17 protein-coding genes are annotated in these 15,878 nt (G+C 67.3%); 12 read left to right on the top strand and 5 right to left on the bottom strand.

Annotated elements, in window-relative coordinates:
- Positions 1 to 7: 7 nt before the first annotated feature.
- The 5 genes from recN (at position 8) to H7841_08785 (ending at position 5,361) form a co-directional block, all read left to right on the top strand.
- On the top strand, positions 8 to 1,675 hold the full coding sequence (gene recN, locus H7841_08765) for a DNA repair protein RecN (protein ID MEO5336971.1): 1,668 nt from the start codon (positions 8 to 10) through the stop codon (positions 1,673 to 1,675).
- 19 nt (positions 1,676 to 1,694) lie between these two features.
- Positions 1,695 to 3,770, top strand: coding sequence for an NAD-dependent DNA ligase LigA (gene ligA / locus H7841_08770; protein MEO5336972.1), 2,076 nt, complete (start codon positions 1,695 to 1,697; stop codon positions 3,768 to 3,770).
- Positions 3,771 to 3,937: 167 nt separating this feature from the next.
- Entirely contained in the window at positions 3,938 to 4,147 is a 210-nt protein-coding gene (locus tag H7841_08775; protein ID MEO5336973.1) for a ParD-like family protein, read from the top strand.
- Complete coding sequence (locus H7841_08780) at positions 4,147 to 4,416, top strand: type II toxin-antitoxin system RelE/ParE family toxin (GenBank protein ID MEO5336974.1); 270 nt, start codon at positions 4,147 to 4,149, stop codon at positions 4,414 to 4,416. The genes H7841_08775 and H7841_08780 overlap by 1 nt, the downstream gene beginning before the upstream one ends.
- Before the next feature lie 660 nt (positions 4,417 to 5,076).
- Complete coding sequence (locus H7841_08785) at positions 5,077 to 5,361, top strand: hypothetical protein (protein MEO5336975.1); 285 nt, start codon at positions 5,077 to 5,079, stop codon at positions 5,359 to 5,361.
- Between the two features lie 7 nt (positions 5,362 to 5,368).
- Here the strand turns inward: H7841_08785 and H7841_08790 are convergent, their stop codons facing one another.
- Positions 5,369 to 6,334: a sigma-54 dependent transcriptional regulator gene (locus H7841_08790; GenBank protein ID MEO5336976.1), complete on the bottom strand. Its 966-nt coding sequence runs from the start codon at positions 6,332 to 6,334 to the stop codon at positions 5,369 to 5,371.
- Complete coding sequence (locus H7841_08795; GenBank protein MEO5336977.1) at positions 6,331 to 7,047, bottom strand: sulfite exporter TauE/SafE family protein; 717 nt, start codon at positions 7,045 to 7,047, stop codon at positions 6,331 to 6,333. Before H7841_08795 ends, H7841_08790 begins: the two co-directional genes overlap by 4 nt.
- A gap of 85 nt (positions 7,048 to 7,132) precedes the next feature.
- On the opposite strand from H7841_08795, the gene H7841_08800 reads away from it, so the two are divergent.
- Positions 7,133 to 7,594, top strand: coding sequence for a nitrous oxide reductase accessory protein NosL (locus H7841_08800; GenBank protein MEO5336978.1), 462 nt, complete (start codon positions 7,133 to 7,135; stop codon positions 7,592 to 7,594).
- A 296-nt stretch (positions 7,595 to 7,890) separates the two neighbouring features.
- Positions 7,891 to 8,307, top strand: coding sequence for a hypothetical protein (locus H7841_08805; protein MEO5336979.1), 417 nt, complete (start codon positions 7,891 to 7,893; stop codon positions 8,305 to 8,307).
- A gap of 211 nt (positions 8,308 to 8,518) precedes the next feature.
- Here the strand turns inward: H7841_08805 and H7841_08810 are convergent, their stop codons facing one another.
- Positions 8,519 to 9,328 (bottom strand): ATP-binding cassette domain-containing protein, encoded by an 810-nt coding sequence (locus H7841_08810; GenBank protein ID MEO5336980.1) that lies wholly within the window; start codon positions 9,326 to 9,328, stop codon positions 8,519 to 8,521.
- Between the two features lie 94 nt (positions 9,329 to 9,422).
- On the opposite strand from H7841_08810, the gene glmM reads away from it, so the two are divergent.
- The 5 genes from glmM to H7841_08835 all read left to right on the top strand — a co-directional run bounded on the left by glmM (position 9,423) and on the right by H7841_08835 (position 14,608).
- Positions 9,423 to 10,775, top strand: a complete 1,353-nt coding sequence (gene glmM, locus H7841_08815) for a phosphoglucosamine mutase (GenBank protein MEO5336981.1) — start codon at positions 9,423 to 9,425, stop codon at positions 10,773 to 10,775.
- Positions 10,772 to 11,584 (top strand): bifunctional hydroxymethylpyrimidine kinase/phosphomethylpyrimidine kinase, encoded by an 813-nt coding sequence (gene thiD, locus H7841_08820; GenBank protein MEO5336982.1) that lies wholly within the window; start codon positions 10,772 to 10,774, stop codon positions 11,582 to 11,584. The genes glmM and thiD overlap by 4 nt, the downstream gene beginning before the upstream one ends.
- Positions 11,584 to 12,174: a hypothetical protein gene (locus tag H7841_08825; protein ID MEO5336983.1), complete on the top strand. Its 591-nt coding sequence runs from the start codon at positions 11,584 to 11,586 to the stop codon at positions 12,172 to 12,174. The genes thiD and H7841_08825 overlap by 1 nt, the downstream gene beginning before the upstream one ends.
- Before the next feature lie 78 nt (positions 12,175 to 12,252).
- Positions 12,253 to 13,656: an SPOR domain-containing protein gene (locus tag H7841_08830; protein MEO5336984.1), complete on the top strand. Its 1,404-nt coding sequence runs from the start codon at positions 12,253 to 12,255 to the stop codon at positions 13,654 to 13,656.
- A gap of 7 nt (positions 13,657 to 13,663) precedes the next feature.
- Entirely contained in the window at positions 13,664 to 14,608 is a 945-nt protein-coding gene (locus H7841_08835) for a calcium/sodium antiporter (GenBank protein ID MEO5336985.1), read from the top strand.
- On the opposite strand, the gene H7841_08840 is transcribed toward H7841_08835, so the two are convergent.
- Together H7841_08840 and H7841_08845 are read right to left on the bottom strand one after the other, a co-directional pair.
- Positions 14,595 to 15,155: a bacteriohemerythrin gene (locus H7841_08840; GenBank protein MEO5336986.1), complete on the bottom strand. Its 561-nt coding sequence runs from the start codon at positions 15,153 to 15,155 to the stop codon at positions 14,595 to 14,597. The two genes, H7841_08835 and H7841_08840, sit on opposite strands and share 14 nt — an antisense overlap.
- 196 nt (positions 15,156 to 15,351) lie before the next feature.
- Positions 15,352 to 15,878 (bottom strand): energy transducer TonB (locus H7841_08845; GenBank protein ID MEO5336987.1); only part of this gene is annotated, 527 nt, incomplete at its 5' end.

The raw sequence follows: 15,878 nt of genomic DNA on the forward strand, positions 1-15,878 counted from the left end.
GGGCGCGATGCTGCGCAACCTGTCCATCCGCGACGTAGTGCTGATCGGTCGGCTGGACATCGCCTTCCGCGACGGACTCAACGTGCTGACCGGCGAAACCGGGGCCGGCAAGTCCATCCTGCTGGACGCCTTGGGACTGGCCTTGGGCGTGCGCGCCGAAGCCCGCCTGGTGCGCCATGGCGCCGAGCAGGCCGCGGTCACCGCCGCCTTCGACCTGCCGGCCGACCATCCCGCCGTGCTGTTGGTCGCCGAACAGGGCATCGAGGGCGAGGACGGGCAGGTCATCCTGCGCCGCACCCTGGGCAAGGACGGGCGGTCGCGCGCCTTCGTCAACGACCAGCCGGTCAGCGTCGCGCTTCTGCGCCAGATCGGCGAGGCCCTGGTGGAAATCCATGGCCAGTTCGAAAGCCAACGCCTGCTCAATCCCGCCTCCCACCGCGACTTGCTGGACGCCTTCGGGGCCTTGAACGACCAGGTGGCCGGAACGCGGCGCCGCTACCGCGCTTGGCGCGAGGCCCAGGTCGCCTGTGAACAGGCGGCGGCCGATGTCGCCAAGGCGCGGCGCGACGAGGATTACCTGCGCCATGCCGCGGGCGAGTTGGCCGACTTGGCCCCCCAGCCGGGCGAGGAGAAATCCCTGGCCGAGGATCGTGCCATGCTGATGCACGGCGAGCAGATCGTCGCCGCCATGAACGAGGCGGCCGGGGCCCTGACGGGCCACCGAGGTGCCGAGAGCATTCTCCAGTCCGCCTTGCGGGCCCTGGAAAAGGTGGTCGGCAAGGCCGAGGGCCGCCTGGACGCCACCGTCGCCGCCCTGACCCGGGCCTACGACGATCTGGCCGAGGCCACGGGGCTGCTGGAAAAGGCCAGCGCTTCGGTGGACCTGGACCCGCGCCGCCTGGAAAAGGTGGAAGAACGGCTCTTCGCCCTCCGGGCTTTGGCCCGCAAGCATGCGGTGGATTGCGACGAACTGCCGGCACTGCAGGCGCGCTTGGCCGCCGAACTGGTCTCCCTGGAAGACGGCGGCGCCAATCTGGTGCGCCTGCGCAAGGCCGAAAGCGAGGCCCGCCAAGCCTACGACGATTCGGCCGATGGGCTTTCCAGGGCCCGTAGCCAGGCGGCCGGCCGCCTGGACAAGGCGGTGGCGGCCGAACTGGAGCCCCTGAAGCTGGGCCGGGCCAAATTCTCCACCCGCGTCGAGCCTCTGGAGGAGGCCCAATGGCACGAGGCGGGCAAAGACCGTGTCGCCTTCGAGGTCGCCACCAATCCCGGCAGCCCGCCGGGGCCCTTGGCCCGCATCGCCTCGGGTGGCGAGTTGGCGCGCTTCATGCTCGCCCTGAAGGCGGTGCTCGCCCAGGCCGACCCCGTGCCCACCTTGGTCTTCGATGAGGTCGACGCCGGCATCGGCGGCGCCACCGCCTCGGCGGTCGGCCACCGCCTGGCGGCCCTTGGCCAGCAGGTCCAGGTGCTGGTGGTGACGCATTCGCCCCAGGTGGCGGCCTTGGGCGTCCATCACTGGCAGGTGGCCAAACGGGAAGACAAGACCGGCGTCTTCACCGTCATCGAGGCCCTGGGTGCCGACGAGCGGCGGGAGGAAATCGCCCGCATGCTGGCCGGCGCCGCGGTTACCGCCGAAGCGCGCGCCGCCGCCGAAGCCCTGTTGGGGAGCCGTTGACGTGGCGTCGCTGCGCGACGTGGCGCCCACCTCGCTGCTGCCCTTGGAAGCGGCGGAGGAACTGAAGGCCCTGGCCCAAGAAATCGCCGAACACGACCGCCGTTATTACCAACAGGACGCCCCCGCGGTCTCGGATGCCGAATACGACGCGCTACGGCGCCGCAACGAGGCCATCGAGGCCCTGTTCCCCCATCTGGCGCGCCCCGACAGCCCGTCGAAGCGGATCGGCGCGGCGCCGGCCACCGGCTTCGCGAAAGTCCGCCACGCCCGCCCCATGTTGTCGCTGGCCAACGCCTTCTCGCCCGAGGACGTGGCCGATTTCATCGACCGCATCCGCCGTTTCCTGGGTCTGGCGGACGACGAGCCGGTGGTGCTGGTGGCCGAACCCAAGATCGACGGCCTGTCGGTTTCCTTGCGCTACGAGGGCGGACGGCTGGTCCAAGGCGCCACCCGCGGCGATGGCGAGGAAGGGGAGAACGTCACCGCCAACCTGCAAACGCTGGCAGATATCCCGCGGCAGCTTCCCGCCGGCGTGCCTGACATCCTGGAGGTGCGGGGCGAAGTCTACATCGCCCGCGCCGACTTCGCCGAAATGAACCGCCGCCAGGAAGCCGAAGGCGGCAAGGTCTTCGCCAATCCGCGCAATGCCGCCGCCGGCAGCCTGCGCCAGTTGGACCCGGCGGTGACGGCCAGACGGCCGCTCCGCTTCTTCGCCTATGCCTGGGGCGAGGTCTCGGCGCCGCTGGGCCGAACCATCTGGGAGCTGCGCGGCAAGCTGCGGGCCTGGGGCTTCACGGTCAGCGAACCGGCCCGGCTCTGCCCCAGCCTGGACGACACGCTGGCCTTCCATGTCGACCTGGAATCTCGACGCGCCGAAGTGCCCTACGACATGGATGGCGTGGTCTACAAGGTCGACCGCCTGGATTGGCTGGAACGCCTAGGCCAGGTCAGCCGCTCGCCCCGCTGGGCCATCGCCCACAAGTTCCCGGCCGAAAAGGCCGAAACCGTCGTCCGCGCCATCGAAGTCCAGGTCGGACGCACCGGCGTCCTGACGCCCGTGGCGGAGTTGGAGCCGATCACCGTGGGCGGTGTCGTGGTGGCCCGCGCCACCCTGCACAACGAGGACTATATCGCGGAAAGGGACATCCGGGTCGGCGACCATGTGATCGTGCAGCGGGCCGGGGACGTCATCCCCCAGGTTCTGGCCGTGGTGCCCGGCAAGCGCCCGGCGGAAGCCCCGCCCTACGCCTTCCCCCGCGCGTGCCCCATCTGCCGAAGCGCCGCGGTGCGCGAGGACGGCATGGCGGCCCGGCGCTGCACCGGCGGCCTGGTCTGCCCGGCCCAGGCGGTGGAACGGCTCAAGCACTTCGTCTCCCGCGACGCCTTCGACATCGAGGGGCTGGGCGACAAGCACATCGAAGCCTTCTGGCAGGACGGCCTGCTGCGCTCCCCCGCCGACCTGTTCCGCCTGCATCGCCACGGGGATGCGATCCGCGGGCGCGAGGGCTGGGGGGACAAGTCGGCGGACAACCTGCTGGGCGCCATCGAGAAACGCCGCGTCATCGCCCTGCCCCGCTTCCTGTTCGCCCTTGGCATTCCGCAGATCGGCCAGGCGAGTGCGAAGCTGCTGGCCCGGCACTACGGCTCGCTCGCCCTGCTGCGCCAGGCCATGGCCGAGGCCCAGGAGCCGGACTCCGAGGCCCGCAAGGCCCTGCAAGCCATCGACGGCATCGGTCCTTCCATGGCCGCCGACCTGCTGGCCTTCTTCGCCGAACCCCACAACGGGACCCTGCTGGACGATCTGGCCGGCCTGCTGTCCGTCGAGGACTACGTCGCCCCCGCGGCAGCGGATTCGCCGGTGGCGGGCAAGACCGTGGTCTTCACCGGCACCCTGGCGACCCTGACCCGCGACGAGGCCAAGGCCCGGGCGGAAGCTTTGGGCGCCAAGGTGGCCGGCTCGCTCTCGAAAAGGACCGACTACCTGGTCGCAGGCCCCGGCGCCGGCTCCAAGCTCAAGAAGGCCGTGGAACTGGGGGTAACGGTCCTCACCGAGGAAGAATGGCTGGCTTTGGCCGCCGGCCCGCTGGAAGCCTGACGAGGCCGATTCGGGGGGAACCTGTGCGAACGCCCGGTTCCCAGGCACCCTTGCCGCAGGGATTTTCCGCGGTCCCTTGCCATTTCCGGAGGCTTCCCCCCGAAGCTCAGGTTCCGTTTTGGTCCGTTCCGGGCTATACTGGAACCAACTTCACGAGTGAGGCAGCCATGGCCGTCAACGTCAAACTCTCGGAATCCCTGATGGAACAGGCCCGTCTCCACGGCCGGGTTCAGCACCGTTCCGTGCCCAAGCAGATCGAATACTGGGCGCAGGTCGGCCGGATCGCCGAGGAAAACCCGGACCTGCCCTTCGCCATGATCCGCGATATCCTGATCTCCCGACAGGAAACGGCAACCGAAGAGTATCGTTTCGGCTGATGCGGATCGTCGTCTCGCCGACCTTTTCCCGCGCGGTCAAACGGCTTCATGAAAATCAGAAGGCCGCCCTTGACGGCGCTGTCCGCGAGATCGCCCGGAACCCGCGATTAGGGGATGCGAAGGTCGGCGATCTTGCCGGTGTCCGGGTATTCAAGTTCCGGATGGTCGATCGGCTCTGCCTGCTGGCTTACACGCAGCCGGAGGACGACATCCTCGAACTCCTGGCTCTCGGCGCCCACGAGAATTTCCACCGAGACCTGAAGCGCTGACCGTGCCGCCACCCCTGGCCGGGCTTTCGGGCGGACGGGATGAACGACGCCCTTCGCCAGGCCTTGTGCCTGGTCAAGGAAGCTGTCGAGGTGGCATTCTGACCTACTACGAGACCGCCGCCCCTAGCAGATGCGCTATATCCCCAGGCAGTCAGGGGATATCTCGTATCCTATAGAGACATCTCGACCATCATTAACGACAATAAGGTGTTTCGCGGGGACAATGGCCACCTGGGAGAATTCATCCGGAAATCCTATGAGCATGCCCTGGGGCTGCGCCTTCGTGAGCGCGATAATCGGCCGCTTTAATGTCATATGCACGCAAAAGGGCCGGAACGAGAAAAGGCGGGGTGCGCACCCCGCCTCTTCTGGTCTGGTATCCTCCCCCCACCGCTACGGTGGTCCACCAGACGCTGTCCTCTGCCTACGTCCTCCCGGTCCCCACCGGTCCGTAGTTGTCCTGATATTAGCGTCACCCTTCCGTTTTTGCAAACCTTATCCGCATTTTCGGCATGGCTATCGCCAGGTTATTCCATCCTGCCGCATCGATTGACCGTTATTATTACACCGATGGCACGTCATATTCCCCTTGCCGGCCCTTGCCCGAAGGCTCTGCCGAACCAAGATTGAATCAGGAATGCTATGCAATGGAGGATCGTCATGGCGACGCCCCGTTGGGAGAACCAACCGCCGATCGACGGGCTATTCTGCCGCCTGGGGGCGGCCGACGGCTATGGCGGCGAGGCGCCGGGCGCCGAATACTGCCACGGCGAGGCCGGCGAACCCGATGCCGAATTCGAGCCCCCGCGCGACAAGACGCGCATCGTCGATTTCCATCTGGTCCCGAATGGCCGCTTCTGGGTCTGCTACGACGACCTGTGCCGCGAAGGCACCTACGAGGAAGCCGTCTACCTGCTGGCCGGCCGGCGTGAAATCGAAGGATGAAGGAAGCTCAGGCCTGGATGGCGTGCTTCTTGATGCGATAAAGCAGGGTATCGCGGGTCAGCCCCAAGAGGCGTGCCGCCCGCGAACGGTTGCCGCCAGCCTTTTCCAGGGCCATGCGGATCATGTCCCGTTCCACCGACACCAAGCTGATGCCCGATTCCGGCAGGCCGAGTGCCAAGCCGGGGGCTCCGGCTTCGCGGCCCCGCATCTCGGGCGGCAGGTCCTCGGGCCTTACCGGGATGCCGGCCCGCAGCACCGCCATGCGCTCGCACAGATTCCTCAACTCGCGCAGGTTTCCGGGCCAGCCGTGACGGCTCAGCATCGCCAGCGCTTCGGGCGTGAAGCGCGGCGCCTCGTTGCCGTGGCGCGCCGCCGCCCGTTGGGCGAAGACCTGAATAAGCAGCGCCAAGTCGCCGGTGCGTTCGCGCAACGGCGGCAGGGTGAAGGGCACCACGTTGAGCCGGTAATAGAGGTCGGCGCGGAACAGGCCCCCATCCACCAGATCGTGCAGGTCCCGGTTGGTCGCCGCCACCAGGCGCACGTCGGCGCGCGCCGGACGGGTATCGCCCACCGCTTGCACTTCGCCGGAATCGAGGAAACGCAGCAGCTTGCCCTGGGCTTCCAGCGGCAGTTCGCCGATCTCGTCCAAAAACAGGGTGCCGCCGTCGGCGGCCCGTACCCGGCCGGGATGGCTGGTGCCGGCGCCGGTAAAGGCGCCCTTGCGATGGCCGAACAGTTCGGATTCCACCAGTTCCGACGGCAGGGCCGCGCAATTGATGGTCACCAGAGGCCGGGCGGCGCGGCGACTTTCGCGATGGATGGCCTGGGCCAGCAGTTCCTTGCCGGTGCCGCTTTCGCCCTGGATCAGCACGGCCACATCGACCGCCGCCGCCAGGCGCGCGGCGCGCAGCACCGCCTGCAACTCGGGGGAGTTGCCGACGAAAAGCTGGTCGAAGGCGTCAGCATGTCTCATGGCACGGGTCCAAGGGCCGAACAGATGGCATCGCCAATCGTTCCTGAATAAATCAGGCCGGCCGCCGCGACAAGAACTATCGAGATTCCCGCCGCCTGACGCAGGTAGGGCTGGCGCAGCATGTCGAACAGCCGGCGCGACACCAGGCCGGTACCCATCATGGCCGGCAGGGTGCCCAGACCGAAGCCCAGCATGACCAGCGCCCCGTTGGCCGCCCCCCCGGCCGAAAAGGCCCAGAGCAGCGAGGTATAGACCAGGCCGCAGGGCAGCCAGCCCCACACCACTCCCTGCAGGAAGGCTTGGGCGGGGCTGCGGGCGGGCAGAAGCCTGCGGCCCCAGGGCTCGATGCGGCGCCAGAGCGGCACCCCGGCCCCTTCGACCAGGGCCAGGGCCGGCAGCCAGCCCCCGATATAGAGGCCGATGGCCGCCAGCACCGCGGCGCCCAGGCCCTTGACCAGCAGGAATCCGTAGCCCTGGCCGGCGATCTGCACCAGACCGGTGCCGAAGGCGCCAATCGCGGCGCCGGCGGCCATATAGGTTGTCAGGCGGCCGGCATTGTAAGCCGCCAAGTAGGCGAGCAGGACGCCCTGGCGGTGGCGGACCTCGCCCGGCAGGCTGGCAGCCAACAGCCCGGCGATGCCGCCGCACATGCCGAGGCAGTGCAGGCTGCTGAGAAGCCCGACCGAGATCGCGATGCCCAGGGTCGCCAACACGAAACGACGGTTGCCCTTTTTCCTTGGAGTCCCTAAATCATTTCACCATGCGGCCCGCTTTGCAACGCCCGTTCCGGAGAGAGCGATGAAGGTCCCGTTCCACTTCCTGGCCGTCCTGCTGCTGGTCATCACGGCCTGCGACGGCAAGGAGGCCACCGGACCGGAAGAGATCAAGTGGGATCGCGATATCTGCACCCTTTGCACCATGGCCATCGCGGATGCCCGCTTCGCCACCCAGGTGCGCGGCGGGCCGAAGCGCAAGGTCTTCAAGTTCGACGACATCGGCTGCGCGGTCAACTGGCTGAACGAACAGCCCTGGGCCGGCGACGCCAAAACGGAAATCTGGACCGCCGACCTGACGAGCACGCGGGCCAAGGTGTCGTGGCTGGACGGGCGCAAGGCCTTCTACACACCCCAAAAGACCTCGCCCATGGGCTACGGCTACGGCGCCCAGGCGGAGCCGGGCGAGAACGCCCTGTCCTTCGAGGATCTGACCCGCCAGCTCCTGCAGAACGGGCCCAATCACATCTGTCCCGTGAAGCGTTGACGGCCCTGTGACCCCGGTCACTTCAAGACGCCCTCCATTGTGCGAGGATGTCCTGGTCAACACGAGGAGCGGCCACTTTCCCACCGGTCCCCGTCCGAGACGAAAACAGGAATATGCGCCCCGGGGGCACACCCTCACCTTCCCCCTTCCCCTCCGTGACCCCGGGGCGTGTACCTTCCTTCCCCTCCCCGCCCCGATGCTCAAGGACTTGATCGCAGCCGTCGCCCGCGACAGGCAGGAATGGCGCGGCGTCTGTCGCCGCTCTAGAATCGGCCTTGTGAATTGGAGCGGAGCTTATGCGCTGGTTGTTCTTCATCGACGGAATCGGAGTGGTCGTTTCGGGCGCTTTCGCCGGGATCGCCCTGAACGGCGGATTCTCACCGGTAGGCGGGTTGGCGGCGGCCGTGATCTTCATGGCCGGACTCTTCGCCCCCTTCGTCATGGAATACACCTCGGTCGGGCGCGACTTCGGCGCCATCGGCGGGGATTTTCTGCAGGAAGCCCGGCGCCCCTTCTTTCCGGGCGGCCGGGGCCAAGCCGAAATCTTCGGCGCTCACGACCACCGTCCCGGTTGGCATCGCCTGCGCGAGCCGATCGGCGTGGTCGCCATGCTGACCGTCGTCGCCACCTTGCTGATCGCCACCGACCTGAGTCGCTACGCGCTTCACCAAGCGGCGGTACAGCAGCAGAGAACCACCATCACCAATTTCTGATCGGGATTCGCCGGAAGTCGTCCGGGATTCTCGCGGGCGGAAGTTTCGCGGCGGCGCCCCAATCCGCCGCCGCGAAGGCGATTCCCACAATCGCCGGAAACAACCGTTCGTGCTTTTCCACCCCACGCCGGATTATGCGTGAATACATTGTGAAATCTGCCCAAACCGGAACTCGTTCGCAACCCTTACATTCCCGCTGAAAACGACGAATTCAGACGGCTCCCCCGGGGCCGCCATGCAGGACGGGCATCAGGTCGAAATAAGGGCGGATGACCGGCGAGGCGGAGCCGTGGAAGCCCGCGAAGGGGCCATCGAAGAAGACCCGTCCTTCATGCAGCATGACGACGCGGGGAGCCAGGCGCAGCAACAGATCCTTGTCGTGGGTGATGATGACGGTGGTGCGAAAGCCGCCGTCCGCCTGATGGGTGGCAAGGATCAAGTCCTGAATCTGGGTGGCGCTGGTGGGGTCCAGGCCGGTGGTCGGCTCGTCGTAGAACATGACCTTGGGATCCATGGCCAGCGCGCGGGCGATGGCCAGCCGCTTGGCCATGCCGCCCGACAGGCCTTCGACGGGACTGTCGAGGAAGGCGGGGTCCGACGGCAGCGCCACCGCATCCAGTACCCGCCGTGCGATGGGAGGAATGCCCTCGGGCGCCAGGTTGCGCACCTCGGTCAGCCAGAGCCCGATGTTGTCCAGTACCGACCCGGAAAACAGGGCGTTGCGCTGGAACACCACCCCCCAATGGGTATGAATGCGGTCGCGTTCCGCCTCGTCCAGGGCGCCCAGGTCGGTGAGCGGCGCGCCGGGCCGGCCGTGGTCGGCGACCATGACTTGGCCCGCGTCGGGCGCCAGCAGGCCCAGCACGTGGTTGATAAGCACCGTCTTGCCGCAGCCCGACCCGCCCACCAGGGCGACGATCTCGCCCCGCCGGATCTCCAGGTCGACTCCCTGCAGCACCCGGTTTTCCTCGAAAGCCTTGAAAAGTCCCGTGACCTTGATTTCGACATCTTCGCGGTCCATGACCGCAGTCTATACCAATTCGCAGGATGGCGTCTCTGGCGTCCGTGCCCCTCGATCTGGTATGAGTCCCCGACGACCAGGGATGGGAACGACCATGACCAGACGGCTTTTCGGCACCGACGGCATCCGCGGCACCGCCAACACCGAGCCCATGACCGCCGAAACCGCGCTCAGGGTGGGCATGGCGGCGGGCCGCCACTTCACCCGCGGCCAACACCGCCACCGGGTCATCATCGGCAAGGATACCCGCCTGTCGGGCTACATGCTGGAACCTGCCCTGCAGGCCGGCTTCGTGTCCATGGGCATGGACGTGATCCTGGTCGGTCCCATGCCGACCCCGGCCATCGCCATGCTGACCCGCAGCATGCGCTGCGATCTCGGGGTGATGATCTCGGCCTCCCACAATCCCTTCCAGGACAACGGCATCAAGCTGTTCGGCCCCGACGGCTTCAAACTATCGGACGATGTGGAGATCGAAATCGAGACGTTGATGGACAACGGCACCGCCGAGCATCTGGCGATGCCGGCCAAACTGGGCCGCGCCCGCCGCTTGGACGACGCGTTGGGGCGCTATATGGAATTCGTCAAGCAGACCTTTCCCAAGGGTCTGCGCCTGGACGGCCTGCGCATCGTCGTCGACTGCGCCAATGGCGCAGCCTACAAGGTGGCGCCCGACGTGCTCTGGGAACTGGGGGCCGAAGTGATTCCTTTGGGCGTCGAACCCGACGGCTTCAACATCAACAAGGACTGCGGCTCCACCCAGGTCGGTCCGATGTGCCGCAAGGTGGCCGAAGTGCAGGCCGATCTGGGCATCGCGCTGGACGGCGACGCCGACCGGGTGATGATCGCCGACGAAAAGGGCAGCCTGATCGACGGCGACCAGATCATGGGCCTGATCGCACTGGATTGGCACCGGACCGGCCGGCTCAAGGGTGGCGGCCTGGTCGCCACGGTGATGTCGAACCTCGGTCTGGAAAATCGCCTGAAGGGACAGGGCTTGGCCCTGCACCGCACCCAAGTGGGCGACCGCTACGTGGTCGAGCAAATGCGCGCCCAGGGCCAGAATGTGGGCGGCGAGCAATCGGGACATATCATTCTGGGCGACTATTCGACCACCGGCGACGGCCTGATCGCGGCGCTGCAAGTGCTCGCCGTTCTGGTCGAGCAGGGCAAGCCGGCCAGTCAAGTCTGCCGCATCTTCGATCCTTTGCCGCAGGTACTGCGCAACGTCCGCTTCCGCACCGGGCAGCCTCTTGAGGACGCCAAGGTCAAGCAGGCCATCGCGGTCGGCGAGCAACAACTGGCGGGCACCGGCCGGGTGCTGATCCGCAAGTCGGGTACCGAACCTCTGATCCGCGTCATGGCGGAAGGCGAGGACGAAGACCGGGTCCGCGCCGTGGTGGACGACATCGTGGCGGCGGTGGAAATGGTGGCGGCAACCGCATGAAGGGACGGGTCCTGATCGTCGCGGGCTCGGATTCCGGAGGCGGTGCCGGCATCCAGGCCGACGTCAAGACGGTGACCGCGCTGGGCGGCTACGCCATGACGGCCATCACCGCCCTGACCGCCCAGAACACCCGGGGCGTGTTCGGCATTCACGAAGTGCCGGCGGATTTCGTCGCCCGGCAGATGATCTTGGTCCTCGACGACATCGGCGCCGACGCCGTTAAGCTGGGCATGCTGCACCGGGCACCGGTGATCGAGGCGGTGGCCGACGTTCTGGAGGCCCGGACGCCCGGCATTCCGCTGGTGCTCGATCCCGTGATGGTGGCCAAGGGCGGAGCCTTGCTGCTTCAGGACGAGGCGGTGGCGGCCCTGAAGCGCCGCCTGCTGCCGCTCGCCACCCTGCTCACGCCCAATCTTCCCGAGGCCGAGGTCCTGGCCGGCCACTCCATCGCCACGCCTGACGAGGCGGCACGGGCCGCCGTCGACCTGTCCCAGGCCAATGGCGGGCGGGCGGTGCTGTTGAAGGGCGGGCATCTGCCCGGAACCCGCCTGGTCGATATCCTGGCCGAAGGGGGGGCGGTGATCGCCACCTTCGAGCAGGAACGCATCGACAGCGGCAATACCCACGGTACCGGCTGCACCCTGGCTTCGGCCATCGCCACCGGTCTCGCCCAGGGAATGGCGGTCGGGACGGCGGTGGCCCGCGCCCGGCGCTACGTGATCGAAGCCATCCGGACCGCCCCCGGTTTCGGCCACGGGCACGGCCCGCTCAATCACGGACATACGATACGCCCCTTCACGGAGGACTGATGACCATGCGCTCCTGGATACTGGCTCTCGCCGCCCTGTCGCTGGCCGTCGCGCCGGCCGAGGCCTCGGACAAGAAGCCCGAAGCCAAGAAGGTGGAAAAAGGCACCGACAAGGAGGATACCCTGGCTTGGCGCCGTCCCGGCCCGAAGCACCTGCAACTCGCGTCGCTGATGGCGCCCGTGGAATCGGCCGACGGACTCCGGAAGTCCATGGTGACCGTCACTCTGGTCATCAAGACCCTGACATCCGACGACGTTCCGAAGATCTGCAGCCTCACCCCGCGAGTCAACGACGCGGCCCTGACCGAACTGCACCGCCGGCCGATCCGGTTGCGCCCCGACCGGGAGATGGACGTCGACGAGGCCGGCCCGCGCCTCAAGGCTCCGATCAACCGGGCTCTGGGCAAGGCGATGGCCGACGAAGTGTTCATCGTCCCCGGCGCCAAGAAGATGGGAAGCGGTTCCATGAGCCGCCTGCCGTTCGCCAGCGTCTTCGGCTGCCGCGAGTTGAAGCTCGACGAGTCGGCCAGTGACAAAAAGAAGGATGGGGAGAAGAAGGACGGGGAAAAGGACGACAAGAAGAAGCACTGACTCACGGCTTTCGGCGTGACGGCGGCAGCGGTTGTGGGTAATATGGGGGAGCCACCGTAGATGTGGGGGGAGCCAAGCGTGAGCGGACGATTGGGGCGGATCGGGATCGCGGTCGCGGTGGCGATTGGCCTCAGCGCTTGCGGAGGCTATCTCAGCGACGAGATCGGCGGACCGGGATTCTTCGCCGGCGGCCCCATCGGGGGTGGTGCGCAAGCCACCGACCTGGGACTGGCGGCCCTGGCCAAGGGCGATCTGGTGCTGGCCGAACGCTACTTCAAGGGTGCCCTGAAGCGCGATCCGAAGAACGCCTATGCCCAGTTCGGCATGGGCGTCATCTACCACGCCCTTGGCGAAGCGGCGCGGGCCCGCGAGATGTACGAAGGCGTCCTGGCCCAACGGCCCGGTAGCCAGATCCGCCTGATTCCCTGGAATGGCACCGTCGCTCGCCCCCTCAACGACGTGGCGACCAGCCATCTGACCCTTTTGGACAGCGGCGGGGTCCTCAGTTCCATGGGCGGCATGCTGCCCCCGATGCCCAATGGGGCCCGGCCGGGCGCCCAGGGCGGCGGTGTGAGTGGCGCCGCGGCCGGCGCGGCGGTCATGGGCCGCAAGGGCGCCGTTCTGCCGGCGGCCGGCAGCGGCGGCGACATCCTTCTGGCGGGCGGCGATCTCAACGTGGTGTCGCGCTTCAAGACCTTGGCAGCCCTCAAGGACCAGGGATTGATCACTTCGGACGAATTCCAGGCCCGGCGCCAAGCCAACGTCGGCGCGTTGCTGCCCCTTACCGCCCCCCCGCCGGCGGCCGGACTGGACCGGCCGGTGCCGGCAACCGACCAGATCGTCGGCCGTCTGAAGGCCCTGGCGCGATCCCTGGAAACCCGCAACATCACCCTGGAACAGCAGAGCGCCGAGCGGGCCATGATCCTGGACGCCCTGGTACCGGCGGCACCGGTCTCCATCGCCGAGGCACCGGCTCCGATCAAGGCCATGACCCAGGCGGCCGAGGCGGCCCATCGCCTCGAGTTCCTGCGCAAGGGCGATTTGGTGACGCCCGAGGAATTTCAACGGGAGCGGAGTGCCATCGAGGCAGCCTCCGCCCAGATCAAGGCGGCCGAACCGGCTCCCCGGACGACCGCCCCGGCAGCCAAGGGCGCGGCCAAGAAGGCGCCGGATGCCAAGGCAGCCGCCAAGCCCGCCGCCGGCAAGGCCAAGGGCAAGGCCACCGGGCCCCAGCATGGCGTCCATGTCGCCTCCTTCAAGTCCCAGAAGGAAGCGGAAAAGGGTTGGGAGCAGATCAAAAAGACCCACGCAGCGCTGCTGGGCAAGTTGCAGCCGGAAATCCGCAAGCAGGACCTGCCCAAGGGCACCTTCTGGCGGCTCAAGGCCGGTCCGCTGCCCGACAAGGCCGCCGCCCAGGACCTGTGCAAGAAGTTGAAGGCCAAGGGCCAGTACTGCGATCCCGCCTTCGTCAACGCCGACTGAACGCGCCGTGACCTACCTTCTGCTTGCCGTCGGTTCTCTGCTGCTGGTGATCGGCGCCGAGTTCCTGGTGCGCGGCGGAGTGTCCCTGGCGCAAAGGCTCGGGGTGACGCCGCTGCTGATCGGGCTCACGGTGGTAGCATTCGGCACCTCGGCGCCCGAGTTGTTCGTCAGTGTCGATGCCGCCCTGGCGGGGTCGTCCGGCATCGCGGTCGGCAACGTGGTGGGCAGCAATATCATCAACGTCCTGCTCGTTCTCGGCATGGTCGGACTTGTCGCCCCGATACCTTTGGCACGGCGCACCACGTTGCGCGACATCGGTCTCGCCCTGGCGGCCAGCGCCTTGTTCCTGGTCGTCGGATGGACGTCCGACGCTATCCGCTGGGGCCAGGGGCTGGTCATGCTGGGCCTGCTCGCGGTCATTGGGTTCCACACATACCGCCAAGAGCGTCTATCGGATGCCGAGGCGAAGGACCTGGAAGCGCCCTACCGCAGCCTCGGGGCCATCCTGCTGGCCATAGCCGCCGGCCTGGGACTGCTGGTGGGCGGGGCGCGGCTGCTGGTGGAATCCTCCATTGCCATCGCCCGTGATTTCGGGATTTCGGAGGCTGTGATCGGCCTTACCCTAGTGGCGGGGGGAACATCGCTCCCCGAACTGGTGACCTCGGTCGTCGCGGCCCTGCGCGGGCGCACCGACATTTCGGTCGGCAACATCCTGGGCAGCAACATCTCCAACCTTCTGCTCATCCTGGGCACGGCATCCCAGTTCGGCACCTTGCCGGTGCCGCCCGAGATCATGGGTTTCGATGCCTGGGTCATGCTGGCGGCAACCGCCGTCCTGCTGCCGCCCACCTTGCTGGGCGGTCGCCTGGGGAGGCTTTGGGGATTGCTGTTCCTGGCCGGCTACGGGGCTTATCTCCACGCCCTGTACCTTGGGCAGGTCAGCCCTTCCTGAGCAGTTCCTCCAGCACGAAGGCCGGATAGCCGCCTTCGCGCAGGATCTCGGCGCAACGGCGCAGCATCTCGGCCTTGTCGGCCGGTACCGTCTCGTTCACGGCCACCTGAGCCGCGCCGGCGGCGAGCATGGCCGGACTGCGGGCCGAGCCGCCCTTCTCGCCCCGCAGGTAGGGCACGAAGGCCATGTCCTCGACGAGGATATGCTTCTCTAGCCAAGCCTTGAGGAAGGCCAGGACGTCGCGCCCCACCACCGTTTCCGGAGTACGCTCGTACTGCCGCTTCAGGCCGTAGACCACGCCGGTGAAGCGCTTGTGCTCGATGCCGTGTTCGATGCGCCGGGGATAGCCGCAACGTTCCTGGTAGCCTTCCTCGCGCTCGAAGTGGCTTTCCGCATATGAGACCAGAGCGTCGAGGATCGCGCCGACCATCTTCTGGTCGGCTTGGCGATGCACCGCGTCATGCAAACTGTTGATGATGTCGAAAAGCTGGCGGTGGTCGTTATCCAGCACCCGGATGCCCAGGCTGAACGCCTCGGACCAGGGCATAAACGGTCCACTCGCCGAACCAGGGCCGGAAACAATTGCGGGTCCGCGATCAACAACCGTCATAGCGGTCGTCACTCCTCCGTCGAACCCCATCCCTGAATTCATTATCAGATAAATTACGACAAAAACCAACCAAAAACGATTCAATTTCGCAATTATCGTCATGCCTTGAAGAGGAAATCACAAGACGAAGGCGCTACCCTTCTCCGGTACCCGCCAGGCTGAAGCGGATCGGTACCTCGACCAGCGCCTCCACCGTCCGCCCGCCGCGATGGGCCGGCTTGAACCGCCAGACCCTGACGGCCTCCAAGGCCGCGGTGTCCAGAGATCCGATCCCCGAACCGCGGGCCACCGCAATCTCCCGAACCGCTCCATCCTCGCCCACCCGGACGGACAGCACCACCACCCCTTCCTGGCCGCGTCGGCGGGCGGCCAGGGGATAGGCGGGACGCGGATTGCTCAGGTAGGCTGCCCGAACATCGGGAAGCGTCAGGGAAGCCTCGGCCGGCGGTCCCGGTGCTGGAGCCGGGGCCGGAGCTTGGTCGACAGTCGCCATTCCGGCGGGCGGGCCGGAAGCCTCGACTTGGATCTGTGCCGACCTGGCAGCCGGCGACTCGGTCTTACGCGGCTTGGGCGGCCTGGGAATTGGCGGAGGTGGAGCCGGCACGACCGGCTCCTCGGCCACGGGCTCGGGCGGCGGCTCCCCGGCCGGGGGCGCCGGTG

The sequence above is a fragment of the Magnetospirillum sp. WYHS-4 genome (assembly GCA_039908345.1).
Taxonomy (GTDB): Bacteria; Pseudomonadota; Alphaproteobacteria; order Rhodospirillales; family GLO-3; genus JAMOBD01.

What these genes read in the sequence shown, in the direction of transcription:
- recN (MEO5336971.1), top strand. Translation starts at nt 8, where the DNA reads ATGCTGCGCAACCTGTCCATCCGCGACGTAGTGCTGATCGGTCGGCTG.
- H7841_08775 (MEO5336973.1), top strand. Translation starts at nt 3,938, where the DNA reads ATGGCCGTCAACGTCAAACTCTCGGAATCCCTGATGGAACAGGCCCGT.
- H7841_08780 (MEO5336974.1), top strand. Translation starts at nt 4,147, where the DNA reads ATGCGGATCGTCGTCTCGCCGACCTTTTCCCGCGCGGTCAAACGGCTT.
- H7841_08785 (MEO5336975.1), top strand. Translation starts at nt 5,077, where the DNA reads ATGGCGACGCCCCGTTGGGAGAACCAACCGCCGATCGACGGGCTATTC.
- H7841_08790 (MEO5336976.1), bottom strand. Translation starts at nt 6,334, where the DNA reads ATGAGACATGCTGACGCCTTCGACCAGCTTTTCGTCGGCAACTCCCCC.
- H7841_08800 (MEO5336978.1), top strand. Translation starts at nt 7,133, where the DNA reads ATGAAGGTCCCGTTCCACTTCCTGGCCGTCCTGCTGCTGGTCATCACG.
- H7841_08805 (MEO5336979.1), top strand. Translation starts at nt 7,891, where the DNA reads ATGCGCTGGTTGTTCTTCATCGACGGAATCGGAGTGGTCGTTTCGGGC.
- H7841_08810 (MEO5336980.1), bottom strand. Translation starts at nt 9,328, where the DNA reads ATGGACCGCGAAGATGTCGAAATCAAGGTCACGGGACTTTTCAAGGCT.
- glmM (MEO5336981.1), top strand. Translation starts at nt 9,423, where the DNA reads ATGACCAGACGGCTTTTCGGCACCGACGGCATCCGCGGCACCGCCAAC.
- thiD (MEO5336982.1), top strand. Translation starts at nt 10,772, where the DNA reads ATGAAGGGACGGGTCCTGATCGTCGCGGGCTCGGATTCCGGAGGCGGT.
- H7841_08825 (MEO5336983.1), top strand. Translation starts at nt 11,584, where the DNA reads ATGACCATGCGCTCCTGGATACTGGCTCTCGCCGCCCTGTCGCTGGCC.
- H7841_08840 (MEO5336986.1), bottom strand. Translation starts at nt 15,155, where the DNA reads ATGCCCTGGTCCGAGGCGTTCAGCCTGGGCATCCGGGTGCTGGATAAC.